Consider the following 22450-nt stretch of genomic DNA (forward strand, 5'->3'; position numbering starts at 1 on the left):
CGTATCGAGCAGGGAGAGTCCCGTGAGCATCCGAACCGTCATCCGGGGCGGCCTCGTCGTCACCGCCGCCGACGAACTCCACGCCGATGTGCTGATCGAGGACGGCGGTGTGGTCGCCCTCGCGGCCCACGGCTCCGACGCGGCGGCCGCCTGGACCGCCGACCGGACGATCGACGCCACCGACCGCTACGTGCTGCCCGGTGGCGTCGACGCACACACCCACATGGAGCTGCCCTTCGGCGGCACCTCCGCCTCCGACACCTTCGAGACCGGCACCCGCGCCGCCGCCTGGGGCGGCACCACCACCATCGTCGACTTCGCCGTGCAGAGCGTCGGCCAGGCCCTGCGCGAAGGGCTCGACGCCTGGTACGCCAAGGCCGACGGCAACTGCTCGATCGACTACGCCTTCCACATGATCCTCTCCGACGTCAACGAGCACTCGCTCAAGGAGATGGACAAGCTCGTCCAGGAGGGCATCACCTCCTTCAAGCTCTTCATGGCCTACCCCGGCGTCTTCTACAGCGACGACGGCAGGATCCTGCGGGCCATGCAGCGCTCCGCCGACAACGGCGGGCTGATCATGATGCACGCCGAGAACGGCATCGCGATCGACGTCCTCGTCGAGCAGGCCCTCGCCCGCGGCGAGACCGACCCGCGCTACCACGGGGAGGTCCGCAAGGCACTCCTGGAGGCGGAGGCCACCCACCGGGCGATCCAGCTCGCCCGGGTGGCGGGAGCGCCGCTGTACGTCGTGCACGTCTCGGCGGAGGAGGCGGTCGCCGAGATCGCGACGGCCCGGGACAAAGGGCTGCCCGTCTTCGGCGAGACCTGTCCCCAGTACCTCTTCCTCTCCACCGACAACCTCGCGGAGCCGGGCTTCGAGGGCGCCAAGTACGTGTGCAGCACCCCGCTCCGGCCGAAGGAGCACCAGGCGGCGCTCTGGCGCGGACTGCGGACGAACGACCTCCAGGTGGTCTCCACCGACCACTGCCCGTTCTGCTTCGTCGGGCAGAAGGACCTCGGACGCGGCGACTTCTCGAAGATCCCCAACGGTCTGCCGGGGGTGGAGAACCGGATGGACCTCCTGCACCAGGCCGTCGTCGACGGGCACATCTCGCGGCGCCGCTGGATCGAGATCGCCTGCGCGACGCCGGCCAGGATGTTCGGCCTGTACCCGAAGAAGGGCACGATCGCCCCGGGCGCCGACGCCGACGTCGTGATCTACGACCCGCACGCCGTCCAGACCCTGTCCGCCGAGACCCACCACATGAACGTCGACTACTCGGCGTACGAGGGGAAGACGGTCACCGGCCAGGTCGAGACCGTCCTCTCACGGGGCGAGGTCGTCATCGACCAGCGCAAGTACGTCGGGCATGCCGGTCACGGCACCTTCGTGCCGCGTTCCACCTGCCAGTACCTGAACTAGGAGAGCGACGTTGGATTTTGGACTCGTCCTGCAGACCGACCCGCCGGCGTCGCAGGTCGTCGGGCTGATGCGCCGGGCGGAACGCAACGGCTTCCGCTACGGCTGGACCTTCGACTCCGCCGTCCTGTGGCAGGAACCCTTCGTCATCTACAGCCAGATCCTCGAACACACCACCAAGCTGCACGTGGGCCCGATGGTGACCAACCCGGGGACCCGTACCTGGGAGGTGACCGCCTCCACCTTCGCCACGCTCAACGACATGTTCGGGAACCGCACCGTCTGCGGCATCGGCCGCGGCGACTCGGCGATGCGCGTCGCCGGCCGCAGGCCGAACACCCTGGCCCGCCTCGGCGAGGCCATCGACGTCATCCGTGACCTCGCCGAAGGGCGGGAGGCTCAGGTCGACGGCAACCCGGTCCGCATCCCCTGGATCAAGAACGGGAAGCTCCCCGTCTGGATGGCGGCGTACGGCCCCAGAGCGCTCGCGCTGGCCGGACAGAAGGCCGACGGCTTCATCCTCCAGCTCGCCGATCCCTTCCTCACCGAATGGATGGTCAAGGCGGTCCGCCAGGCCGCCGCGGACGCCGGCCGCGACCCCGACGCGCTCACCATCTGCGTGGCCGCGCCCGCCTACGTCACCGCAGACGACTCCCCGGAAGCCCTGGCGCACGCACGCGAGCAGTGCCGCTGGTTCGGCGGCATGGTCGGCAACCACGTCGCCGACCTGGTCGCCAAGTACGGCGAGCACTCCGACATGGTCCCGGAGGAGCTCACCGCGTACATCAAGGACCGGCACGGCTACGACTACTCCCACCACGGCCGCGCCGGAAACCCCGACACCCGGTTCGTCCCCGACGAGATCGTCGACCGCTTCTGCCTCCTGGGCCCCGCCGATGCCCACATCGAGAAGCTGCGGCGGCTGCGGGAGATGGGCGTGGACCAGTTCGCCGTGTACGCCATGCACGACGCGAAGGAGACGACGATCGACGCCTACGGCTCCGAGGTCGTCCCCGCCCTCCGCTGACATCCCCAGGCCGAGGCCCCGGTCGACCACCACGCGGCCGGGCCACCTCCGGGACTCCGCGATCAGAGGAACCATGCACAGCAAGCAGCACCTCACCGAGCAGCGGCTCGTCCGGGTCCTCGACCAGCGCATCCGGCCGGCGGTCCACGCCCGCAGCGTCCCCCTCTCCGTGGCGGTCTGGAACGTCCCCGGCGAGCCGGTCCCCGTGGCCGAGGGCCTGGCCGCCCCGTACGAGCCGGTGTCGCTCGGCCACCGGTGGGGGCCGCCGTGGTCGACCAGCTGGTTCCGGATCAGCGGCAGGATCCCCGAGGAGTGGGCCGGCCGCAGGGTCGAGGCGGTCGTCGACCTCGGATTCGACACCACCGGCCCGGGCTTCTCCAGCGAGGGCCTGGTCCACCGCCCGGACGGCAGCGTCGTGAAGGCCCTCAACCCCCGCAACGCCTACTTCCCGGTCGCCGACCCGGCCCTCGGCGGCGAGGAGTTCACGTACTACGTCGAGGCGGCCGCGAACCCGAACCTCGGCGCACAGACTCCCACCAGGACCGGGGACCGGCCCGCCTGGCTGACCGGAACCGGTTCCGCCGGCGCACCTCTCTACCGGCTGCTCCGCCTGGACCTCGCGGTCTTCGACGCCGAGGTCTGGGAGCTGGCCCAGGACCTGGACGTCCTCGGGCATCTCATGCGTGAACTCCCCGAGGCCGAACCGCGCCGCTGGAGGATCCTGCGGGCCGTCGAGAAGGCACTCGACGCCATCGACCTGCAGGACGTCTCCGGCAGCGCCACCGCCGCGCGCGAACAGCTGCGTCCGGCGCTCGCCGCACCCGCGGCCCCCAGCGCCCACCGCGTCTCCGCCGTCGGACACGCCCACATCGACTCCGCCTGGCTGTGGCCGCTCCGCGAGACCGTACGCAAGGTCGCCAGGACCCTGTCCAACGTCACCCGGCTCATGGACGACCACCCCGGCTTCCGCTTCGCCATGTCCCAGGCACAACAACTGGCCTGGCTCAAGGAACACCACCCCGGGGTCTACGCCCGGGTACGGGAGAAGGCGGCGGGCGGACAGTTCCTCCCCGTGGGCAGCCTGTGGGTGGAAGCCGACACCAACATGACCGGCGGCGAGGCCCTCGCCCGCCAGCTGATCCACGGAAAGCGCTTCTACCTCGACGAGTTCGGCGTCGAGACCGAGGAGATGTGGCTGCCCGACACCTTCGGCTACAACGCGGCCATGCCGCAGTTGATGAAGCTCGCCGGCGTGCGCTGGTTCCTCACCCAGAAGATCTCCTGGAACACCACCGACACGTTCCCCCACCACACCTTCTGGTGGGAGGGCATCGACGGCACCCGGATCTTCAGCCACTTCCCGCCCGTCGACACCTACAACGCCCAGCTCACCAGCGCCGAACTCGCACACGCGGTACGCAACTTCCGGGACAAGGAGGCCGCCGACAGCTCGCTGCTCCCGTTCGGCCACGGAGACGGCGGCGGGGGTCCCACCCGGGAGATGCTGGCCCGCGCGGCCCGCCTTGCGGACCTGGAGGGCTCGCCCAGGGTCGTCGTCGAGAGCCCGGCGGACTTCTTCGAGCGGGCGCACGCGGAGTACCCCGACGCTCCGGTATGGCTCGGGGAGCTGTATCTGGAGTTCCACCGCGGCACGCTCACCAGCCAGCTGCGGACCAAGCAGGGCAACCGGCGTGGCGAGCACCTGCTCCGCGAGGCCGAGCTGTGGTCGGCCACCGCGGCCTGCCGCAGGGGGTTCGGCTACCCGTACGAGGCCCTCGACCGGCTCTGGAAGACGGTCCTGCTCCATCAGTTCCACGACATCCTGCCCGGCTCCTCCATCGGCTGGGTCCACCGGGAGGCGGAGGAGACCCACGCCGCCGTCGCCGCCGAACTGCACGGGATCGTGGCCGCCGCCCAACGTGCCCTGGCAGGGGACGGCGAGGCCGGGGGAGCGGAGGGCGGAGGGGGAGCGGAGGGCGACGACGCCGTGGTCTTCAACGCCTCACCCTTCATCCGCGACGGCATCCCGGCCCTCGGCGCCGCCCGGCGTTCGGCCTCGCCCGCCCGGCCCGTCGCCTCCGCGCCCGCCCCCTCCCCGTACGAGGGAAGCCACCTCCTCGACAACGGACTCGTCCGGGTCCGCATCGACGACCGGGGCCTGGTGACCTCGGCGTACGACATCGCGGCCGACCGGGAAGCCGTGCCGCCGGGCGCCGTCGCCAACCTCCTCCAGCTCCATCAGGACTTCCCCAACGCGTTCGACGCCTGGGACATCGACGCCTTCTACCGCAACACCGTGCACGACCTCCTCGACGCCGACTCGGTCTCGGCGGAGGCCGGCGGCATCCGCGTCGTCCGGACCGTCGGCGCCTCCCGGATCGAGCAGCTGATCTCGCTCGCCGAGGGGTCCCGGCGCCTGGACATCGACACCGAGATCGACTGGCAGGAGACGGAGAAGCTCCTGAAGGCCGCCTTCCCGCTCGACGTCCGGGCCGACCACTCCAGCGCGGAGATCCCCTTCGGTCACGTCCGGCGCCCCACGCACACCAACACCAGCTGGGACGCGGCCAAGTTCGAGTTCTGCGCCCACCGCTTCCTGCACCTCGGGGAACCGGGCTGGGGTGCGGCCTTGGTCAACGACTCGTCCTACGGGCACGAGGTCACCCGCGACGTCCGCCCCGACGGCGGGACGACCACGACCGCCCGGCTCACCCTGCTCCGCTCCCCGCGCTACCCCGACCCGGACGCGGACCGGGGCCTGCACCGGCTGGCGTACGGCCTCGTCATCGGCGCCGACATCGCCGACGCCGTGCGCGAGGGCTACGGCTTCAACCTGCCCGAGCGTTCCGTCCCCGGCGGCACGGCGGAGGTCGTGCCGCTCGTCGCCACCGACGACGAAGCCGTCGTCATCGACACGGTCAAGCTCGCCGACGACCGCTCGGGCGACCTCGTCGTACGCCTCTACGAGGCTCGTGGAGGCCGGGCCGCCACCCTTCTGACCACCGGTTTCCCGCTGGAGTCGGCGACGGTGACGGATCTCCTCGAACGCGAGCTCGACGCCGAGGACGCCGAGGACGCCGTCGAGGCCGGGGCAGCCGCCGGGGCCGCCGCGGCCGCCCGGACCGCCGACGGGCGGGTGTCCCTCACCCTGCGCCCCTTCCAGATCCTCACCCTGCGGCTGCGGCCCGTGCGGCGATATCGTTCGCCGACCGGGTCCGAAGAGCGCGACATCGCGGCTCCCGCCGGGCCCGCCGCCGTGCGCACGCTGGATACGATCGGCCGGTGAACGCCACCGTCCTGCTCGACGCCCCCGCGACGCCGACCGCTCCCGCCCTCCTCCTCCGGCCCTGGCGCGCCGACGACGTGGCGGAGCTGGTCGAGGCGTACCGCGATTCCGCTCTGCGCCGCTGGGCGCTCGCGCCGATCGAGACCGAGCGGGACGGCCTGGCGTGGGTGCGGGCCCAGGAGGAGGCACGTGCGGCGGGCGTGCGGCTCGGGTTCGCCGTCGTCGAGGCGTCGTTCGGCGCGGAGCCGCAGCGGCTGGCGGGCGGCGTCGTGCTCAAGGAACTCGCGCCCGGCAGTCCGTCCGCCGAGGTCGGCTACTGGACGGCGGCGCGGGCCCGTGGACGGGGTGTGGCTCCCAGGGCCCTGGAGACCCTCACCACCTGGGCGCTCGACTCCTTCCGGGCCGACGGCCTGGAACGTCTCGAACTCCTTCACCAGGCCGACAACGTGGCCTCCTGCCGCGTCGCGGAGAAGTGCGGCTACGTGTTCGAAAGGATCCTTCCGGCGACGCCTCCGGCCTTCCCCCTGGACGGCCATCTGCATGTACGGGGGAGGTCGTAGGCGGCTCGCGGCACCCGACGTGGCGTCGGGGGTCTACCCGCGTCCCGCGGCGAGTGGAAGAATCGGTTCCCGACTCCCTGGCTGCACGTGGTCCTCGACCGACCACGACGGAGCCGTTCCGGCATGGCACCCCTCGCCCTTCCCGGGCGACACCTCGTTCCGTCCTCCCCGCCGAACGAAGGGTTCCTCCGTATGACCGCAACCGTTCCCCCGGAGAGATCCGCAGGCCCCTCCGAACCCGCCGCACCCGGCGGCCGCGTCGAACTCGCCCCCGGCACCGCCCCCGACGACCCCCGTTTCGTCAACGAGGACCTGCTGCCCGTCCCCGTCGCCCAACGCCGCTGGACCACCTACAACTTCGCCGCCCTCTGGGTCGGCATGGCCCACAACATCCCCTCCTGGATGCTCGCCTCCGGCCTCGTCGCCCTCGGCATGGACTGGAAGCAGGCGGTGCTCACCATCGCCCTCGCCAACGTCGTGGTCCTGCTGCCGATGCTGCTCACCGGGCACGCCGGACCCAAATACGGCATCCCCTTCCCCGTCCTCGCCCGCGCATCCTTCGGACTGCGCGGAGCGAACCTGCCCGCCCTCGTCCGGGCCGGGGTCGCGTGCGCCTGGTTCGGCATCCAGACCTGGATCGGCGGCCAGGGCATCTTCGTCCTGCTCGACAAGGTCTTCGGCGGCGGCTGGGCGGACGCGTCGAGGATCGGCGGCCAACCCTGGACCCTCTGGCTCTGCTTCCTCCTCTTCTGGGCCCTCGAACTCGCCATCATCTACCGGGGGATGGAGGCCCTGCGCCGCTTCGAGAACTGGGCCGCGCCCTTCGTGATCGTCGGCGCTCTCGTGCTCCTCGGCTGGATCGCCGTCAAGGCCGGCGGCCTCGGCCCCCTGCTCGACCAGCCGTCGAAGCTCGGCTGGGGCGCCGACTTCTGGCCCGTCTTCTTCCCCGCCCTGATGGGCATGATCGCCTTCTGGGCGACGCTCAGCCTCAACATCCCCGACTTCACCCGCTTCGGCGCCGGCCAGCGCTCCCAGGTCCTCGGTCAGTCCCTCGGACTCCCCACCACCATGACCCTGTTCGCGTTGCTCTCGGTGCTCGTCACCTCCGGCTCGCAGGCCGTGTACGGGGCGCCGGTGTGGGACCCGGTGGCACTCGCCGCCAAGACAGACAGCGTCTTCGGACTGCTCTTCGCCCTGGTGACGGTGCTGGTGGCCACCCTGTCGGTGAACATCGCGGCGAACGTCGTCTCCCCGGCGTACGACCTCGCCAACCTCGCCCCGAAACTGATCGACTTCCGTACGGGCGCGCTGATCACCGGAGTCGTCGGCGTGCTCATCATGCCGTGGAAGCTCACCGCCACCCCCGAGCTGTACATCTTCACCTGGCTCGGCCTGGTCGGGGGTCTCCTCGGTACCGTCGCGGGCATCCTGATCGCCGACTACTGGCTCGTCCGCCGTACCGTCCTCGACCTGGCGGGGCTCTACCGGGCCGACGGACCCTACTGGTACCGGGGTGGCTGGAACCCGGCGGCCGTGCTCGCCTTCGTGGTCGGCGGCGTCCTCGCCGTCGGCGGCTCCCACTCGGCCCCGGGCACCGGCCCCTTCCCCGAGGACGGTTTGATCCCCTTCCTGAAACCCCTGTCCGACTACGGCTGGGCCGTCGGCCTCGCCGCCTCGCTGCTCCTCTACACCGCCCTCATGAGGCGCGGGGCAGCCGGCCGATCGTCCGCTCGATCCAGCTGAGATAGGAGCGCACCCGGGTGTTCACGGCGGGAGTGTCGGTGGCGCACTCCTTGCCGTAGGACACCAGGCCGACGACGTACGGCCGCCCCCGGACCACCCGGACCAGAGGACCGCCGGAGTCGTACTGGCAGGTGTCACGACCGGGGGCGTACGTGCAGATCTGCGTGGGGGCGATCTGCGCCATGCCCCGGCTCGCGCAGGCGGAGTTGCTCATGGTGGAGAGGGCCACGGTCCGCAGCACGTCCGACGTGCGGCCGCCGAACGAGGTGGTGCCCCAGCCCGGCACCTCGACCCGGGTGCCGTCGACGCTGCCGGGGGCGGGCGTCACGGGCAGCTCGATCGGGCGCACGTCGCGGTTGAGGGCGAGCGGCTCGGTGAGCTCGACCAGGGCGATGTCGTTCCGCTGGGTGCCGGGGTCGTACTCCGGGTGCGGGACGAAGCGCGCGGGCGAGGCCAGGACCGCGTGGGGGCTCTCGGACCCGGTCGTCAGGTCGTGGTCGCCGAGCAGTACGCCCACCCGCGTGGGATCGCTGTACGAGCCCGTCAGGCAGTGGGCTGCGGTGAGGACGTAGCGGTCGCCGATCAGCGCCCCACCGCACATCACCCGCCGTTCGAGGACGTCCACGAGCCCCGCCATGAAGGGGTACTGGTGGGGCCGTGCCTCCTGTCCGCCGACCACCGCCTGCGCGGGCGGTGCGATCCCGAGGGGGCTCATGGCGAGCATCGCCCCCGCGACCGCCGCCGGCAACCTCTTCAGCCGTGCCACCTGATCTCCGTACCGTCGACGCCGTGGTCCCGGGGCCGCCGGTGTGCGGAGACGTTTCCTCACGCCCACCGCCCGCCGTCCCGGCCCCGCATGGGCTCAACGACGCGGGCCGGATACGGTCACCTGCCCGCGGGGCCGGACCGGTGACCGATGCCGTGACCGACGCCGCGATCGGTGCGGCGGTGACCAGGTGACGTGGCGGCCGGGTGAGTCAGCGGTCGGCGTCCGGGGCCCAGCCGGGGACGTGCGCGGCCGCGGCCGCGACCCAGGCTCGGGCGCCCCCGGGGAAGGGCCAGGCCCGGGTGAGGTCGTACCCGCTGGTGATCGATGTCAGCTCGTCGGCGAGACTGCGGCTCCGGTGCGCGATCCGCGACGCGGCGAGCGGCCCCTCCAGAGCGGCGACCCGCTTCTCGTACTCCTCCACGGCACGGGCGGAGAAGAACTCCACCCACCGGGAGGCCGCGGCCGCCCGCGAGAGGATCAGCACTCCGGTCGCCCGCCCTCCGCGAGCACCGCCGTCAGGCGGTCGTGACCGTCCAGCACCACGGGGGAGTTGAGCCCGCTGATCCACCAGGCGAACACCGGCGGCAGGACACCCTCCCGGTACTGCCGGCGGTACGCCTTCACCCGCGGAGCCTCCGGGGCCGACAGCGCCCGCAGCGGCAGCAGGTCCCGCGCGTCCTCCACCGGATCGCCGTATCCGAACCAGGTCAGATGCCCCCGGTCCGGATCGTGGGTGAGGAGTTTGGGCCAGTTGACGGTCTTGAACCACCGGTGGACGTCAGGGACCAGCAGCCACTCGCCCGCGTGGAGCGGCCCCTCGGCGGCCCCCCGCAGCTCCACTTCCGCGTGCGCGGCCCAGCGCTCCGACCACTCCGCCGACCCCGGTGCCGCGAACTCCGCGACCGCACGCGCCCGGTCCGCCCGCAGTGGGGCGAAAGGCGAGGCGTACCGGCCGGTGCGCGCGTAGTGCAGGCCGCGGTGGGTGGCCCGCTGCCGGGCGAAGAGCACGGGGGTGGCGCCCTGCATCAGCACCAGCCGCCGCCCGTCGGCGCACTCCATCCGCAACCCCGGCTTCACCGGCCCCTCGACACGCATGCCGCCACCCTACGCAGCGGGTGCGCCCGCCGGGCCCGGAGCCCGGGCGGCGCCCCGGGCCGGCGCGGCGGCTACGGCACCCGCCCCGTCCACTCCGCCGTCCCGAACTTCGTCTCCGCGAGCCCCTTCGCCCGTGTCAGCTCGTCCTCCGTGACATGGCCCTCCGTCAGGCCGTACCGGCCCCGGAAGGAGGCGATCATCCGGTCGATCACCGTCTCGCGCGGCAGGCCGGTCTGGCGCCGCAGCGGGTCCACCCGCTTCTTCGCGCTCTTCGTGCCCTTGTCGGAGAGCTTCTCGCGGCCGATCCGCAGCACCTCCGTCATCTTGTCGGCGTCGATGTCGTACGCCATCGTCACGTGGTGCAGGACCGCCCCGTGCCCCGTCACCAGCCGCTTCTGCGCCGCGCCCGCGATCTTGCCCGCGTCCGTGGCGATGTCGTTGAGCGGCTGGTACCAGGCGCGGATGCCCATGTCGCCGAGGGCGCCGAGCACCCAGTCGTCGAGGTAGGCGTAGCTGTCGGTGAAGGACAGACCCTGCACGAGGGCGTCGGGCACGGAGAGCGAGTACGTGATCGTGTTGCCGGGCTCGATGAACATGGCCCCGCCGCCGCTGATCCGGCGCACCACCTGGATGCCGTGCCGCTCGGCCGCCTCCGGGTCGACCTCGTTGCGGAGGGACTGGAAGCTGCCGATGACCACCGCGGGGGCGCCCCACTCCCAGACCCGCAGGGTCGGCGGCCGGTGGCCCGCGGCGACCTCGGCCGTGATCACCTCGTCGAGCGCCATGTGCAGGGCGGGGGACTGCGGCGGCTCGTGGATCAGCTGCCAGTCGTAGTCGGTCCAGTCCGTGGCGTGGGCGAGTGCCCGGCGGACCGCGACGCCGATGCCCTCCGTGGTCAGCCCGAACATCCGGGTGCCCGGCGGCAGTGCCGCGTCGATCCGCGCCGAGAGCCCGGACGCTTCGGTGTCGACCGGCGCGCCCTCCAGAGCACGGTCGATCGCCAGGATCGCCTCGTCCGGTTCGAGGAAGAAGTCGCCGGCGACCCGGACGTTCCGCAGGACCCCGTCCTCGGCGTCGAGGTCGACGACCACCAGCTTGCCGCCGGGAACCTTGTACTCACCGTGGTACGCGCCGTGCACGGAACCCTCCCTGCATGTAAGGGGTGAACTCGGCCAAAGGGTACTCCCCGGGGAAACAGAGGATGACAAATCCGACGGTCGGGTTGTCAGCGTCCCGTGCTTAGCTGGGCGCATGAGTGAAGAGTTCCTTGACCTTGTCCTGGCTGGCCGTACGACCGACGTGGAGGAGGCGGTCCGCAAGGCGGCCGCCGCCGAGATCATGCCGCGCTTCCGGCAGCTCGCCGCCGACGACATCGTCGAGAAGAACGGCCCGCACGACCTGGTCACCGTCGCCGACCGGGCCGCCGAGGCCCATCTCACGGAGTCCCTGACCGCTCTGCTCCCGGGCTCGGTGGTGGTCGGCGAGGAGGCGGTCCACGCCGACCCCGCCGTCTACGACGCCCTGCGCGGCGACGCCCCCGTCTGGATCGTCGACCCCGTCGACGGCACACGCCAGTTCGTCCACGGCGACCCCGGCTTCTGCACCCTCGTCGCCCTCGCCCGGCACGGCGAACTGCTCGCCTCCTGGACGTACGCACCGGCCCTCGACGAGTTCGCCGTGGCTGTGCGGGGCCGAGGCGCCACGCTCAACGGGCAGCCGCTGCACGCCGGTTCACCCGCCCCCGGCGAGGTCATCGAAGTCGCCACCTCGCACCCCGACTACACCACCCCGGACCAGAAGCGGGCCCTCCTCGGCCTGGTCACCGAGGGTGTCTCCCCCCGGCCCTGCGGCTCCGCGGGACTGGAGTACCTGGCCGTGGCGCGCGGCGCACTCGCCGGAACGGCGTTCTCCTGGGAGTACGCGTGGGATCACGCGGCCGGGCTGCTCCTCGTCACCGAGGCGGGCGGTACGCACACGACCCTCGCGGGCGAGCCCTTCAGGATCACCGGCGGGAACGCCCTGCCGTTCACCGCGGCCCGGGACGCGGCGACCGCCGACCGGATCCTCAGCCTCCTCAGGGGGCAGTGAGAGCCTCATAACCACCGGCCTATCCTGGGAGTCCTGGCCTCGGCTGACGAAGGAGTCCGAAGGTGTCGAAGGTGACGTCGATGCTCGATGCCGTCGTCGTGGGGGCGGGGCCCAACGGACTGACCGCCGCCGTCGAACTGGCCCGCCGCGGCTTCTCCGTGGCCGTCTTCGAGGCGAAGCCGACCGTTGGCGGGGGCGCCAGGACCGAGGAACTCACCCTCCCCGGCTTCCGTCACGACCCCTGCTCCGCGGTGCATCCCCTCGGAGCCGGCTCGCCGGTCTTCGGGACGATGCCCTTGAAGCGGTACGGACTTGAGTGGCTCCACCCCGAACTGCCCATGGCCCACCCCTGGGACGACGGCACCGCCGCCGTCCTCGCCCGCTCCGTCGCCGAGACAGCCGCCTCCCTCGGGCCGCGCGACGCGGGCGCGTACCGCAGACTCGTCGCCCCCTTCGCCGGCAAGTGGGACACTCTCGCCCGGGACTTCATGCAGCTGCCGCTCACCGCGCTGCCCCGCGACCCGGTCACCCTGGCCCGCTTCGGCCTCGCCGGACTGCCACCGTCCACCTGGCTGATGCGCCGCTTCCAGGACGAGAAGGCGCGGGGTCTGTTCGCCGGGATGGTCGCCCATGCCATCGCCCCGCTCGGAGGATTCGCCACGGGTGCCGTCGGCCTGGTCTTCGCGCTCGCCGCCCACGCGGGCGGCTGGCCGGTGCCCCGGGGCGGCTCGCAGTCCCTCTCCGACGCCCTCACCGCGTACCTCAAGGACCTCGGCGGAGCCGTCCACACCGACTTCGAGGTCAAGCGGCTCGACGACCTGCCGCCCGCCCGCGCCTACGTCTTCGACACCTCGCCCAGGGCCCTCGCCCGGATCGCGGGCTTCGGCGGCCACTACGACCACTACCGGTACGGCGCGAGCGCCTTCAAGATCGACTACGCCCTGGACGGCCCCGTCCCGTGGACCGCCGAGGCGGCCCGCCGCGCCGGAACCGTCCAGGTCGGCCCCACCGCGGGCGAGATCGACACCGCTCTGCACCAGGCCTCCACCGGCACCGCGCCCGACGTGCCCTTCCTCATCACCGCCCAGCCCAGCGTCGTCGACCCCTCCCGCGCCCCCGAGGGCAAGCACGTGTTCTGGGCGTACGGCCATGTGCCGAACGGCTGGCAGGGGGACCTCACCGACGCGATCGAGCGCCAGATCGAGCGTTTCGCCCCCGGCTTCCGCGACCGCGTCCTGGCCCGCGCCACCGCGGGACCGCCCCAACTCGCCGAGCGCAACGCCAACTACATCGGCGGCGACATCGCCTGCGGCGCCGCCCGCGGCCTCCAGCTCGTGCTGCGCCCCACGCTCTCGCTCCGCCCGTACGCCACCCCGCACCCGGCGGTCTTCCTCTGCTCCTCCGCCACCCCGCCCGGCCCCGGCGTGCACGGCATGTCCGGGCACAACGCGGCGAAGGCCGTCTGGCGCCTGCTGCGAAAATAGACTGCCCCCATGGCGAAGTACTTTGACGTGCACCCCGACAACCCCCAGCCGCGCACCATCGGCACGGTGGCCGACAGCATCCGGAACGGTGCGCTCGTCGCGTACCCGACCGACTCCTGCTACGCGCTGGGCAGCCGACTCGGAAGCAAGGACGGCATCAGCCGCATCCGGGCGATCCGCGACCTCGACGACCGGCACCACTTCACACTCATGTGCCAGAACTTCGCCCAACTGGGCCAGCTCGTGCACATCGACAACGACGTCTTCCGCGCGGTCAAGGCGGCGACCCCCGGCGCCTACACCTTCATCCTGCCCGCGACGAAGGAGGTGCCCCGGGCGCTCCTCCACCCCAAGAAGAAGACGGTCGGCGTCCGCATCCCCGACCACGTCGTCACCCAGGCCCTCCTCGCCGAGCTCGGCGAACCACTGCTCTCCAGCACCCTGCTGCTGCCCGACGAGGCGGAGCCGCTGACGCAGGGCTGGGAGATCAAGGAGCGGCTCGACCACCTGGTGGACGCGGTCCTCGACTCCGGTGACTGCGGAACCGAACCCACCACCGTCGTCGACTTCTCCAGCGGCGAGCCCGAGGTCGTGCGCCGCGGCGCGGGGGACACCACGCGGTTCGAGTAGCGGACGCGCCCGCGGGGGCCACCGCTCGGGAGAGCGGTCCACGGCTCGCGAAGCGGCCCTTACGGCACGGACCACGATCACCGTACGGTCGGGCGGGTGGGTACCCGCCCGACCGACGGAGGACCGAGCCACGTGATCGTCATCGCTCATGTCAGCGACATCCATGTCGACCTGGAGCAGCGCAGCGCCGACCGCACCCGCGCGGTCATGCGCTACCTGGAGGAACTGCCCTACGACCTGGCGGCCGTGGTCGTCACCGGCGACATCGCCGACCATGCGACCCCGGACGAATACGCCCTCGTGCGGGAGCTGCTGACCTCCCGTCACCCGCTGCTCCTCTGCCCCGGGAACCACGACGACCGGGCCGTCCTCCGGAAGGTCCTCCTCCCCGAGACGACCGGAACGCGCCCGTACGCCCCCGTCAACCAGGTGCTCCGGGGAGAGGGCTTCGTGATCGCCCTCTGCGACTCGTCCGTGCCCGGCAAGCACGACGGACGTCTGGAGGACGAGACCCTGGAGTGGCTGGACGGCGTCCTCGACGCCACCCCGCGCGACACACCCGTCCTCGTCGGCTTCCACCACCCGCCGGTCCCGCTGCACACCCCGTACGTCGACGAGATCCGGCAGTTCGGCGAGGAGCGGCTCGCCGCGGTCGCCACCCGCCACCCGCACCTGACCGCCTTCCTCGCGGGACACGTCCACACCGCCGCCGCGACGACCTTCGCCGGGCGCCCGCTGCTCGTCGCGCCCGGGGTCGTCTCCTCGATCCGCCTCCCCTGGGAGCGCCCGGTGACGCATCCGCACATCCATCTCGACCAGCCGCCCGCGCTCGCCTTCCACGTCCTCGGGGACGACGGCAGACTGACCACGCACTACCGCTCGGTCGCGGTCTGACCCCACCTGGGGGCTTCCCGGTCGGGGGCGGACCTCGGGCGCGGCGATGTCCATGTCGTTTTCTCGCCAGCCCGCGAGCCGTCCGTCCCCGATCCTGGACTCATGCACACCGACACCGAGCGCTGCGTACGGGCCGTCCAGTCGAAGGACGCCCGCTTCGACGGCGTGTTCTTCACCGCCGTCCGCACCACCCGGATCTACTGCCGCCCCAGCTGCCCGGTCGTCCCGCCCAAGCCCGAGAACATGGAGTTCCACGCCAGCGCCGCCTCCTGCCAGCGCGCCGGTTTCCGGGCCTGCAAGCGGTGCCGGCCCGACACCAGCCCCGGCTCGCCCGAGTGGAACGTCCGCGCCGACGCCGTCGCCCGCGCCGTACGCCTCATCCAGGACGGCGTCGTCGACCGGGAGGGCGTCCCCGGGCTCGCCCGGAGGCTCGGCTGGTCCACCCGCCAGATCGAGCGCCAGCTCCTCGCCGAGCTGGGTGCGGGGCCGCTCGCCCTGGCCCGCGCCCAGCGCGCCCAGACCGCCCGGGTCCTCATCGAGACGACCCCGATGCCGCTCGGCCAGATCGCGTTCGCAGCGGGTTTCGCCTCGATCCGCACCTTCAACGACACCGTCCGCGAGGTCTTCGCGCTCACGCCCGGCGAACTCCGCGCCCGCGCCTCCCGACCCGCCGCCGGGGCGCCCACCCCGGGAGTGATCAGCCTCCGGCTGCCGTTCCGCGCCCCGCTGGAGCCCTCCAACCTCTTCGGCCACCTCGCCGCGACCGCCGTCCCCGGCGTGGAGGAGTGGCGCGACGGCGCCTACCGCCGGACCCTCGACCTCCCGTACGGGCACGGCATCGTCGCGCTCGCGCCCCGCGCCGACCACATCGCCTGCCGGCTCTCCCTCACCGACCCCCGCGACCTCACCCACGCCATCAGCCGCTGCCGCCGGCTCCTCGACCTCGACGCCGACCCCGTCGCCGTCGACGAGCGGCTGCGCACCGACCCGCTGCTCGCGCCGATCGTCGACGCCGCCCCCGGCCGCCGGGTCCCCGGGACCGTCGACCCCGCCGAGTTCGCCGTCCGGGCCGTCCTCGGCCAGCAGGTCTCCACCGCCGCCGCCCGCACCCACGCCGCCCGGCTCGTCACCGCGCACGGCACCCCCGTCGACGACCCCGAGGGCGGCCTCACCCACCTCTTCCCGGGCCCCGAGGCGCTTGCCGCACTCGACCCCGAGACCCTGGCCCTGCCCCGCAGCCGCCGCACCACCCTCCTCACCCTGGTCCGCGCGCTCGCCGACGGATCGCTCACCCTCGGCCCCGCCGACGACCGCGAGCAGACCCGCGCCCAGCTGCTCGCCCTGCCCGGATTCGGCCCCTGGACCACCGAGATCATCGCCATGCGCGCCCTCGGAGACCCGGACGCCTTCCTCCCCGGTGACCTCGGCGTCCGCCGCGCCGCCGAGGGACTCGGCCTCCCCGGCACCCCGGCCGCCCTCACCGCCCGCGCGGCGCACTGGCGCCCCTGGCGGGCGTACGCCGTCCAGTACCTCTGGGCGACCGACGACCACCCGATCAACCACCTGCCCGCGTAAAGGACCGTGAGGACCCCTCCCATGCCCGCCATCCAGCACACCGTCGTGGACAGCCCGTACGACCCGCTGACCCTCGTCGCCGTCGACGGCGTCCTCAGCCGCGTCCACATGACCGGCCAGCGCCACCGCCCGCCGGAGGAGACCTTCGGCGAGCCCGACCCCCGCCCCTTCGGGGAGGCGATCCGCCAGCTCGACGCCTACTTCGCGGGTGAACTCACCGCGTTCGACCTGCCGTTGAACCTGATCGGCACCCCGTTCCAGCTCAGGGTCTGGGAGGGGCTGCTGCGCATTCCGTACGGGGAGACCCGGACGTACGGCGAGCTCGCCGAGGAACTCGGCAACCCCGGCGCCTCCCGGGCCGTGGGCCTCGCCAACGGCAAGAACCCCGTCAGCATCATCGTCCCCTGCCACCGGGTGATCGGTTCGGGCGGCAGCCTCACCGGCTACGGCGGCGGCCTGGACCGCAAGCAGCGGCTGCTCGCCTTCGAATCGGGTACGGCGGAACCGGCCGCGCTCTTCTAGCGGAGCCGGTCGAGGAGCGCCGGCAGCGCCGTGCCGATCGGCTCGCGCACGACGTCGTCGGCGACGGGGTCGTACGGGGTGGGCTCGGCGTTCACGATGATCAGCCGGGCGCCGTGCTCGGCCGCGATCCCCGCGAGAGAGGCCGCCGGCTGGACCTGGAGGCTGCTGCCGACCGCGATGAACACCTCGGTGGCCTTGGCGATCGACATGGCGTCGCCGAGCACCACCGGATCGAGCCGCTGACCGAACATCACCGTCGCCGACTTCAGGATCCCGCCGCACACCCGGCACGCCGGGTCGTCCTCGCCGGCCCGTACCCGGTCGAGCGCCTCCGCCATCGCCGAGCGCGCATGGCAGGCCGTGCACACCACCGACCGGGCCGAGCCGTGGAGTTCGAGGACCTTCCGATCGGGCACCCCGGCGGCCTGGTGCAGTCCGTCCACGTTCTGCGTGATCACCCGCAGCGCGTTGCCGCTCGTCCGCTCGTACGCGGCGATCGCGCGGTGCGCGACATTCGGCTCGGCGCTCAGCGCCGGACCGTCGAGCCGCATCCGCCACGAGCGGCGGCGGATCTCAGGATCGGCCATGTACGGCCCGTACGTGACGAGCCGCGCGGCCTCGGGGTCCTGCCGCCACATGCCGTTCGGACCCCGGTAGTCGGGGATGCCCGAGTCGGTGGAGATACCGGCGCCACTGAAGATCGCGACCATCGCCATGGGGCGACCCTAGGCACCACCGAACCGCTCCCGCGAACGGGTTTCCCGATGCTAGGTTCCCGCCATGGCCAAGGTGAACATCGGACTCGACGCCGAACTCGTCGTGGAAGTCATGGTCCTGGCCGGTATCGGCAACCCCCAGGACGCCGTCGAGGCGGTCGTCCGCGACTACATCGCCCGCGGCCACCGCACGGAGGCCCGAGCCGTCAGCCGCGACGAGGCCGTGCGCACCGGCGAGGTCGTCCGGCCGGAACCGCCCCAGGGCTGAAGAGAGTCACGCGGACTCGGCCAACCGCACCGTCCGCTCCGCCAGTTCACGGATCCCGACCCCGTCGAAGCCGAAGACGGCGCTGCGCACCCGGTTCCGCAGCGGCTCCGACCACTGCGGGGGGATCGCCGCCGCCCCGCACCTCACGCCCGCGACCGAACCGGCCGTCGCGCCGTTGGAGTCCGTGTCCAGGCCGCCGCGCACGGTCAGGGCGATCGTCCGGCTGAAGTCCCCCTCCCCGTAAAGGAGTCCGGCGGTCAGCACGGCCGCGTTGGGGACCGTGTGGATCCAGCCGAGTCCCGCCGTCCGCTCCGCCTGCGTGATCAGCGTCGCCGACCAGTCGAGGCCCGCCTCGTGCAGCGCCATCGTGTCCCGCACGGTCCGGGCGAGCCGGCAGCTCGCCGGGATCCGCTCCAGGGACGTCTCCAGGGCGCACCGGACGTCCGGTGCGGTGAACGCCGACGCGATCAGCGCAGCCGCCCACATCGCTCCGTACACCCCGTTCCCGGTGTGTGAGAGGACCGCGTCCCGCCGGGCGAGCGAGGCGGCCCGGCGCGGATCCCCCGGACTGGTCCAGCCGTGGACGTCGGCCCGGATCAGCGCGCCGATCCACTCCTGGTACGGATTGTCGTACGTGGCCGTCAGCGGCGGCCGCAGCCCGTTGGCGAGGTTCCGGTACGCGGCCCGCTCGGCGGTGAAGGTCTGGAGGTACGGCATCCGCAGCAGCCACTCCCGACCCACCTGCTCGGTCGTGAAGACGAAGCCGTACGTCTCCAGGACGCGCAGCCCCAGGATCGACCAGTCGATGTCGTCGTCCCGGCAGCTGCCGTCGATCCCGCCGCGCACGCACTGCCGCCACTCGGGGCGCAGCTCGAAGCCGGTGGCGCCGGGCGGCGGGGGCGGCAGGTAGTCGGTGAGCGGGAGCGCGCCGGTCAGCCGTAGATAGGCGTCGATGCGCTCCCGGGTCCAGTGGTCGCCCTGCTCCACGGGCTTGCCCAGCATGTTCCCGGCGATCCGGCCGGTCCAGCCGCCCAGGACACGGTCCGCGAGCTCCGCACGGGGGAGCTCCCCGTGTGCGTGCTCCCCGTGCGTCAGGCCCATACCTCCGGTCTACCGAACCGGGCGGCCGCCCGCGCGCCGAAGCCCCTCCCGGTCGGCCCCGCGTCCGACGGCACGGTTCCGCCGCTCCCGCGGGGCCCGGCCGACCGCTTCCGTACGCATGTGAGCCCACTATGGTGCGACATATCCGCCGATCCGGGGGTAGCACACCGTCCGGCGGTACGGATAGGGTCGGCCTCGGCGCGACTGCACGTTCGAAAGCAAGGGATGCAAGGTGACGGACGGGGCAGCAACTCAGGTCGCTCACGTGCTCGTGGCGGCCGACAAGTTCAAGGGCTCGCTCACGGCCGTGCAGGTCGCGGAGCGGGTCACAACAGGACTGCGACGGGTGATCCCGGAGCTCACGGTGGAGACGCTGCCCGTCGCGGACGGCGGCGACGGCACCGTCGCCGCGGCCGTCGCGGCCGGGTTCGAACGCCGAGAGGTCCAGGTGACGGGGCCGCTCGGCGAGCAGGTCACCGCCGCGTTCGCACTGCGCGACACCACCGCGGTCGTCGAGATGGCCGAGGCCTCCGGGCTTCAGCTCCTCCCGGCCGGCGTCTTCGCCCCGCTGACCGCGACCACGTACGGCTCCGGTGAACTGCTCCGCGCGGCGCTCGACGCCGGCGCGACCACCGTCGTCTTCGGCGTCGGCGGCAGCGCCACCACCGACGGCGGCGCCGGCATGCTCGCCGCGCTCGGCGCCCGCTTCCTCGACGCGTCCGGCGCACCCGTCGGCCCCGGCGGCGCGGCCCTCGCCGACCTCGCCACGGCCGACCTCACCGGCCTCGACCCCCGCTTCGCCTCGGTCGACCTGATCCTCGCGAGCGACGTCGACAACCCGCTCACCGGGCCCAAGGGCGCCCCCGCGGTCTACGGGCCGCAGAAGGGCGCCACGCCCGACGACGTCCGGACCCTGGACGCGGCCCTCGCCCACTTCGCCACCGTCCTGGAGAAGGCCATCGGCCCGAAGGCGGCCGAGGCGGCCGTCGCCCCCGGCGCGGGCGGCGCGGGCGGCATCGGCTACGGCGCGCTCATCCTCGGAGCGAGCTTCCGGCCCGGCATCGAGCTGATGCTGGAGGTCCTCGGCTTCGCGCCCGCCCTGGAGCGCGCGACCCTGGTCATCACCGGCGAGGGCTCCCTCGACGAGCAGACCCTCCACGGCAAGGCCCCGGCGGGCGTGGCGGCCGCGGCGCGCGCGGCGGGCAAGGAGGTCGTCGCGGTCTGCGGCCGCCTGGCGCTCCCGCCGGAGGCACTGGGCACGGCGGGCATCCGCCGCGCGTACGCCCTCTCGGCCCTGGAGCCGGACCCGGCGAAGTCCATGGCGAACGCGGGCCCGCTCCTGGAAGAAGCGTCGGCGGACATCGCCCGGGACTTCCTCCGGTAGCTCACCCCGCCCTGCCCCTCGGCCCCGCGCCGGCGACCCTCCACCCCGGCGGGGGCGACCCCGGCCGCCCTCGCACGGGGCCTTCGCCGCGCTGAGCCCCCACGTTGTGGCCAAGTCGCCCGGCCGGGGCGCTTCCCACCTGCCTGGTCCGCCCCCATGGCGTGGGCATCCGCCCGGCCGGGGCGCTTCCCACCCGCCCGGGCCGCCTCCCCGCCACCCACGTTGTGGGCATCTGTTCCGCTGGGGCGGGACGGGTGGGCACAACGGAACGGCGCCCCTGCCGGGCCTGGGCTTCCGCGCCTGAACCCGCACCCCTGGTGCGGCGCAGAGTCCGGTGCGGGTCCAGACACAAGGGGCGGAGGCGCCGCCAAGGGCGCCGTCCCGTGTGCCCACCCGTCCCGCCCCAGCCGGACGAATGCCCACACGGCGGGGGCGACGCGGCAGGTGCATCCGGGCCGTGCGAGCCCCACGCGGCGGGGGCATCCAGGCGCGCCGGCCCACGCGGCAGCGGCAGGGCCAACGGCGTGCGGGCCCACGCGGCGGACGCGGGGACGCCCCGGCGGGCCCGTATGCGGCGGGCGGCCTACCCCTGTGACGTCAAGCGGAACGCGTCCAGCGCCAAGGTCATCTCCGTGAGGTCCCGCGGTCGCGACAGCGACCGTGCCGTCAGCTGCTCCAGGCGGCGCAGCCGGTTGAAGACCGTGTTCCGGTGGCAGTACAGCCGTCCTGCCGCCCGCCCCGCCGACCCCTCGCACTCCAGCCACGCGTCCAGCGTCTCCAGGAGCACCGCCCGGTCCGCCGGGTCCAGTTCGAGCAGGCCGCCCAGGACGTCCGAGACCAGCAGGCTCGCCACCTCCGGCTGGGCCACCACCAGCGCGCCCGCCATCCGCCGGTCGAGCCGTACGATCTCGCGGCTCCCCGGCGGACACGTCCGCAGCGCCAGCTCGGCGAGCCGCCGAGCCCGGCCCAGTTCGGTCAGGCCCACCACCACCGGACTGATCCCTCCGGGGCCCGGGCACCGCCCGTCGAGGAGTTCCGACAGCGCGTCCAGGCCGGTGTCCCCGGCGAGCGCCACCACCCCCAGCTCGCAGTCGGCACCCATCCGCCACAGGAACCGCACGCCCTCGCCCTGCACCTGCCGGTGGAACAGCTCGCGTTCCTCCCGCCGGTCGTAGCGCAGCACCACCACCGCGTACCGCCCCTGCTCGGGCAGGTCCAGGCCCGCCGCCGCCCGCGCCACCAGCTCGGGCGAGCGCTCGCCCTGGAGCAGCGCGTCGAGGAGTGCCTGGAGCTGCTCGTCCGTGCGGCGGCGCAGTTCGAGCTCCGTCGTCCGGTACGCCTCCGAGGCCGTGTCCGCCTGCGCGTCCACCGCCGACCACACCGTCGTCGCCGACTGCATCAGCGCCGCCAACTGCGCCGTGTCCGCCCCCGCGCCCTCGATCAGCGCGTCCCAGACGAGGTGCCCGGCGTGCCGGTAGGCGTGCACGACCAGTTCGAGCGGCATGCCCTGCGCGGCCCGCCGCCGGCCCATCTCGTCCGCGTGCTCCAGGTCCCGCCGTGGCGAGCTCCGGGGCGCCGAGATCATCTCGATCCCGATGCGTATCGCCTTCTCGGCCTCCTGCCAGTGCTGGTCGTACGGCAGGATCCGCCCGTAGGCGGGCTCGTACGCGTGGAGTTCCCTCAGATGCTCGTCCACCAGTTCCGGCACCCGCTCAAGAAGCGCTGTGCACGCCTGCGCGAGCACCTTCCAGTCGTCACCGGTCCGCCGTCTGCGCCGTCCCATGCCCGGAGGATCCACCGCCCCGGCCCCCTCCGCACAGCCCTGACGCGCAGCGTTGTGCGCATGCACAGCCCTTCGGCGCGCCCGCTGGTCACCGGCAGCGAT

Annotated in this window: 20 protein-coding genes; 13 read left to right on the plus strand and 7 right to left on the minus strand. The window is 73.0% G+C overall.

The genetic code is table 11. The features are described 5' to 3' along the window. Positions 1 to 22 precede the first annotated feature (22 nt). The 5 genes from hydA to IF00_RS0120580 all read left to right on the plus strand — a co-directional run bounded on the left by hydA (position 23) and on the right by IF00_RS0120580 (position 8039). Positions 23 to 1426 (plus strand): dihydropyrimidinase, encoded by a 1404-nt coding sequence (gene hydA / locus IF00_RS0120560; protein WP_030320078.1) that lies wholly within the window; start codon positions 23 to 25, stop codon positions 1424 to 1426. A 10-nt stretch (positions 1427 to 1436) separates the two neighbouring features. Beyond that, positions 1437 to 2450, plus strand: a complete 1014-nt coding sequence (locus IF00_RS0120565; protein ID WP_030320083.1) for a TIGR03842 family LLM class F420-dependent oxidoreductase — start codon at positions 1437 to 1439, stop codon at positions 2448 to 2450. 73 nt (positions 2451 to 2523) lie between these two features. Next, complete coding sequence (locus IF00_RS0120570; protein WP_078944787.1) at positions 2524 to 5736, plus strand: alpha-mannosidase; 3213 nt, start codon at positions 2524 to 2526, stop codon at positions 5734 to 5736. Beyond that, positions 5733 to 6296, plus strand: coding sequence for a GNAT family N-acetyltransferase (locus IF00_RS0120575; protein ID WP_030320090.1), 564 nt, complete (start codon positions 5733 to 5735; stop codon positions 6294 to 6296). Before IF00_RS0120570 ends, IF00_RS0120575 begins: the two co-directional genes overlap by 4 nt. A 192-nt stretch (positions 6297 to 6488) precedes the next feature. Then, on the plus strand, positions 6489 to 8039 hold the full coding sequence (locus tag IF00_RS0120580) for an NCS1 family nucleobase:cation symporter-1 (RefSeq protein WP_030320092.1): 1551 nt from the start codon (positions 6489 to 6491) through the stop codon (positions 8037 to 8039). Here IF00_RS0120580 and IF00_RS0120585 read toward each other — a convergent pair. The 4 genes from IF00_RS0120585 to lplAB form a co-directional block, all read right to left on the minus strand. Next, positions 7993 to 8805, minus strand: a complete 813-nt coding sequence (locus IF00_RS0120585; RefSeq protein WP_245234597.1) for a serine protease — start codon at positions 8803 to 8805, stop codon at positions 7993 to 7995. The genes IF00_RS0120580 and IF00_RS0120585 overlap by 47 nt on opposite strands. 211 nt (positions 8806 to 9016) lie before the next feature. Continuing rightward, on the minus strand, positions 9017 to 9292 hold the full coding sequence (locus tag IF00_RS0120590) for a hypothetical protein (RefSeq protein ID WP_030320094.1): 276 nt from the start codon (positions 9290 to 9292) through the stop codon (positions 9017 to 9019). Further along, positions 9286 to 9903, minus strand: coding sequence for a hypothetical protein (locus IF00_RS0120595; RefSeq protein WP_158710508.1), 618 nt, complete (start codon positions 9901 to 9903; stop codon positions 9286 to 9288). Before IF00_RS0120595 ends, IF00_RS0120590 begins: the two co-directional genes overlap by 7 nt. Positions 9904 to 9974: 71 nt before the next feature. Next, a complete protein-coding gene (gene lplAB, locus IF00_RS0120600; RefSeq protein ID WP_030320098.1) occupies positions 9975 to 11042 on the minus strand; it encodes a lipoate-protein ligase LplAB in 1068 nt (355 codons plus the stop codon). 112 nt (positions 11043 to 11154) lie between these two features. Here lplAB and IF00_RS0120605 point away from each other — a divergent pair, with 112 nt between their 5' ends. From IF00_RS0120605 to IF00_RS0120630, 6 genes are all read left to right on the plus strand, one after another. Continuing rightward, a complete protein-coding gene (locus IF00_RS0120605; RefSeq protein ID WP_030320099.1) occupies positions 11155 to 11991 on the plus strand; it encodes an inositol monophosphatase family protein in 837 nt (278 codons plus the stop codon). Positions 11992 to 12062: 71 nt separating this feature from the next. After that, complete coding sequence (locus tag IF00_RS0120610; protein ID WP_030320101.1) at positions 12063 to 13475, plus strand: phytoene desaturase family protein; 1413 nt, start codon at positions 12063 to 12065, stop codon at positions 13473 to 13475. A 9-nt stretch (positions 13476 to 13484) separates the two neighbouring features. Continuing rightward, positions 13485 to 14105 carry an L-threonylcarbamoyladenylate synthase gene (locus IF00_RS0120615; protein WP_030320103.1) on the plus strand — a complete coding sequence of 207 codons (621 nt, stop codon included), beginning with the start codon at positions 13485 to 13487 and terminating at the stop codon, positions 14103 to 14105. Between the two features lie 132 nt (positions 14106 to 14237). Beyond that, entirely contained in the window at positions 14238 to 14999 is a 762-nt protein-coding gene (locus IF00_RS0120620; RefSeq protein WP_030320105.1) for a metallophosphoesterase, read from the plus strand. A gap of 102 nt (positions 15000 to 15101) precedes the next feature. Beyond that, entirely contained in the window at positions 15102 to 16574 is a 1473-nt protein-coding gene (locus tag IF00_RS0120625; RefSeq protein WP_030320106.1) for an AlkA N-terminal domain-containing protein, read from the plus strand. A gap of 21 nt (positions 16575 to 16595) precedes the next feature. After that, positions 16596 to 17096 (plus strand): methylated-DNA--[protein]-cysteine S-methyltransferase, encoded by a 501-nt coding sequence (locus tag IF00_RS0120630; RefSeq protein ID WP_030320108.1) that lies wholly within the window; start codon positions 16596 to 16598, stop codon positions 17094 to 17096. Here the strand turns inward: IF00_RS0120630 and IF00_RS0120635 are convergent. Continuing rightward, positions 17093 to 17812, minus strand: coding sequence for an SIR2 family NAD-dependent protein deacylase (locus IF00_RS0120635; RefSeq protein WP_030320110.1), 720 nt, complete (start codon positions 17810 to 17812; stop codon positions 17093 to 17095). The genes IF00_RS0120630 and IF00_RS0120635 overlap by 4 nt on opposite strands. Positions 17813 to 17876: 64 nt before the next feature. On the opposite strand from IF00_RS0120635, the gene IF00_RS0120640 reads away from it, so the two are divergent. After that, a complete protein-coding gene (locus tag IF00_RS0120640; RefSeq protein WP_030320111.1) occupies positions 17877 to 18080 on the plus strand; it encodes a type II toxin-antitoxin system VapB family antitoxin in 204 nt (67 codons plus the stop codon). Between the two features lie 6 nt (positions 18081 to 18086). Here the strand turns inward: IF00_RS0120640 and IF00_RS0120645 are convergent, their stop codons facing one another. Continuing rightward, complete coding sequence (locus IF00_RS0120645; RefSeq protein WP_051820525.1) at positions 18087 to 19181, minus strand: ADP-ribosylglycohydrolase family protein; 1095 nt, start codon at positions 19179 to 19181, stop codon at positions 18087 to 18089. Between the two features lie 232 nt (positions 19182 to 19413). On the opposite strand from IF00_RS0120645, the gene IF00_RS0120650 reads away from it, so the two are divergent. Next, on the plus strand, positions 19414 to 20565 hold the full coding sequence (locus tag IF00_RS0120650) for a glycerate kinase (protein WP_078944788.1): 1152 nt from the start codon (positions 19414 to 19416) through the stop codon (positions 20563 to 20565). Between the two features lie 583 nt (positions 20566 to 21148). Here the strand turns inward: IF00_RS0120650 and IF00_RS0120655 are convergent. Further along, positions 21149 to 22348 (minus strand): PucR family transcriptional regulator, encoded by a 1200-nt coding sequence (locus IF00_RS0120655; RefSeq protein ID WP_030320114.1) that lies wholly within the window; start codon positions 22346 to 22348, stop codon positions 21149 to 21151. Positions 22349 to 22450 lie beyond the last annotated feature (102 nt).

The organism is Streptomyces flavochromogenes, from assembly GCF_000717595.1.
Lineage (GTDB): Bacteria > Actinomycetota > Actinomycetes > Streptomycetales > Streptomycetaceae > Streptomyces > Streptomyces flavochromogenes.

Excerpts from the sequence above, each read along its gene's own strand:
- IF00_RS0120635 (WP_030320110.1), bottom strand. The coding sequence starts at position 17,812 with ATGGCGATGGTCGCGATCTTCAGTGGCGCCGGTATCTCCACCGACTCG.
- IF00_RS0120580 (WP_030320092.1), top strand. The coding sequence starts at position 6,489 with ATGACCGCAACCGTTCCCCCGGAGAGATCCGCAGGCCCCTCCGAACCC.
- IF00_RS0120595 (WP_158710508.1), bottom strand. The coding sequence starts at position 9,903 with ATGCGTGTCGAGGGGCCGGTGAAGCCGGGGTTGCGGATGGAGTGCGCC.
- IF00_RS0120570 (WP_078944787.1), top strand. The coding sequence starts at position 2,524 with ATGCACAGCAAGCAGCACCTCACCGAGCAGCGGCTCGTCCGGGTCCTC.
- IF00_RS0120655 (WP_030320114.1), bottom strand. The coding sequence starts at position 22,348 with ATGGGACGGCGCAGACGGCGGACCGGTGACGACTGGAAGGTGCTCGCG.
- IF00_RS0120615 (WP_030320103.1), top strand. The coding sequence starts at position 13,485 with ATGGCGAAGTACTTTGACGTGCACCCCGACAACCCCCAGCCGCGCACC.
- IF00_RS0120605 (WP_030320099.1), top strand. The coding sequence starts at position 11,155 with ATGAGTGAAGAGTTCCTTGACCTTGTCCTGGCTGGCCGTACGACCGAC.
- IF00_RS0120625 (WP_030320106.1), top strand. The coding sequence starts at position 15,102 with ATGCACACCGACACCGAGCGCTGCGTACGGGCCGTCCAGTCGAAGGAC.
- IF00_RS0120640 (WP_030320111.1), top strand. The coding sequence starts at position 17,877 with ATGGCCAAGGTGAACATCGGACTCGACGCCGAACTCGTCGTGGAAGTC.
- IF00_RS0120645 (WP_051820525.1), bottom strand. The coding sequence starts at position 19,181 with ATGGGCCTGACGCACGGGGAGCACGCACACGGGGAGCTCCCCCGTGCG.
- IF00_RS0120630 (WP_030320108.1), top strand. The coding sequence starts at position 16,596 with ATGCCCGCCATCCAGCACACCGTCGTGGACAGCCCGTACGACCCGCTG.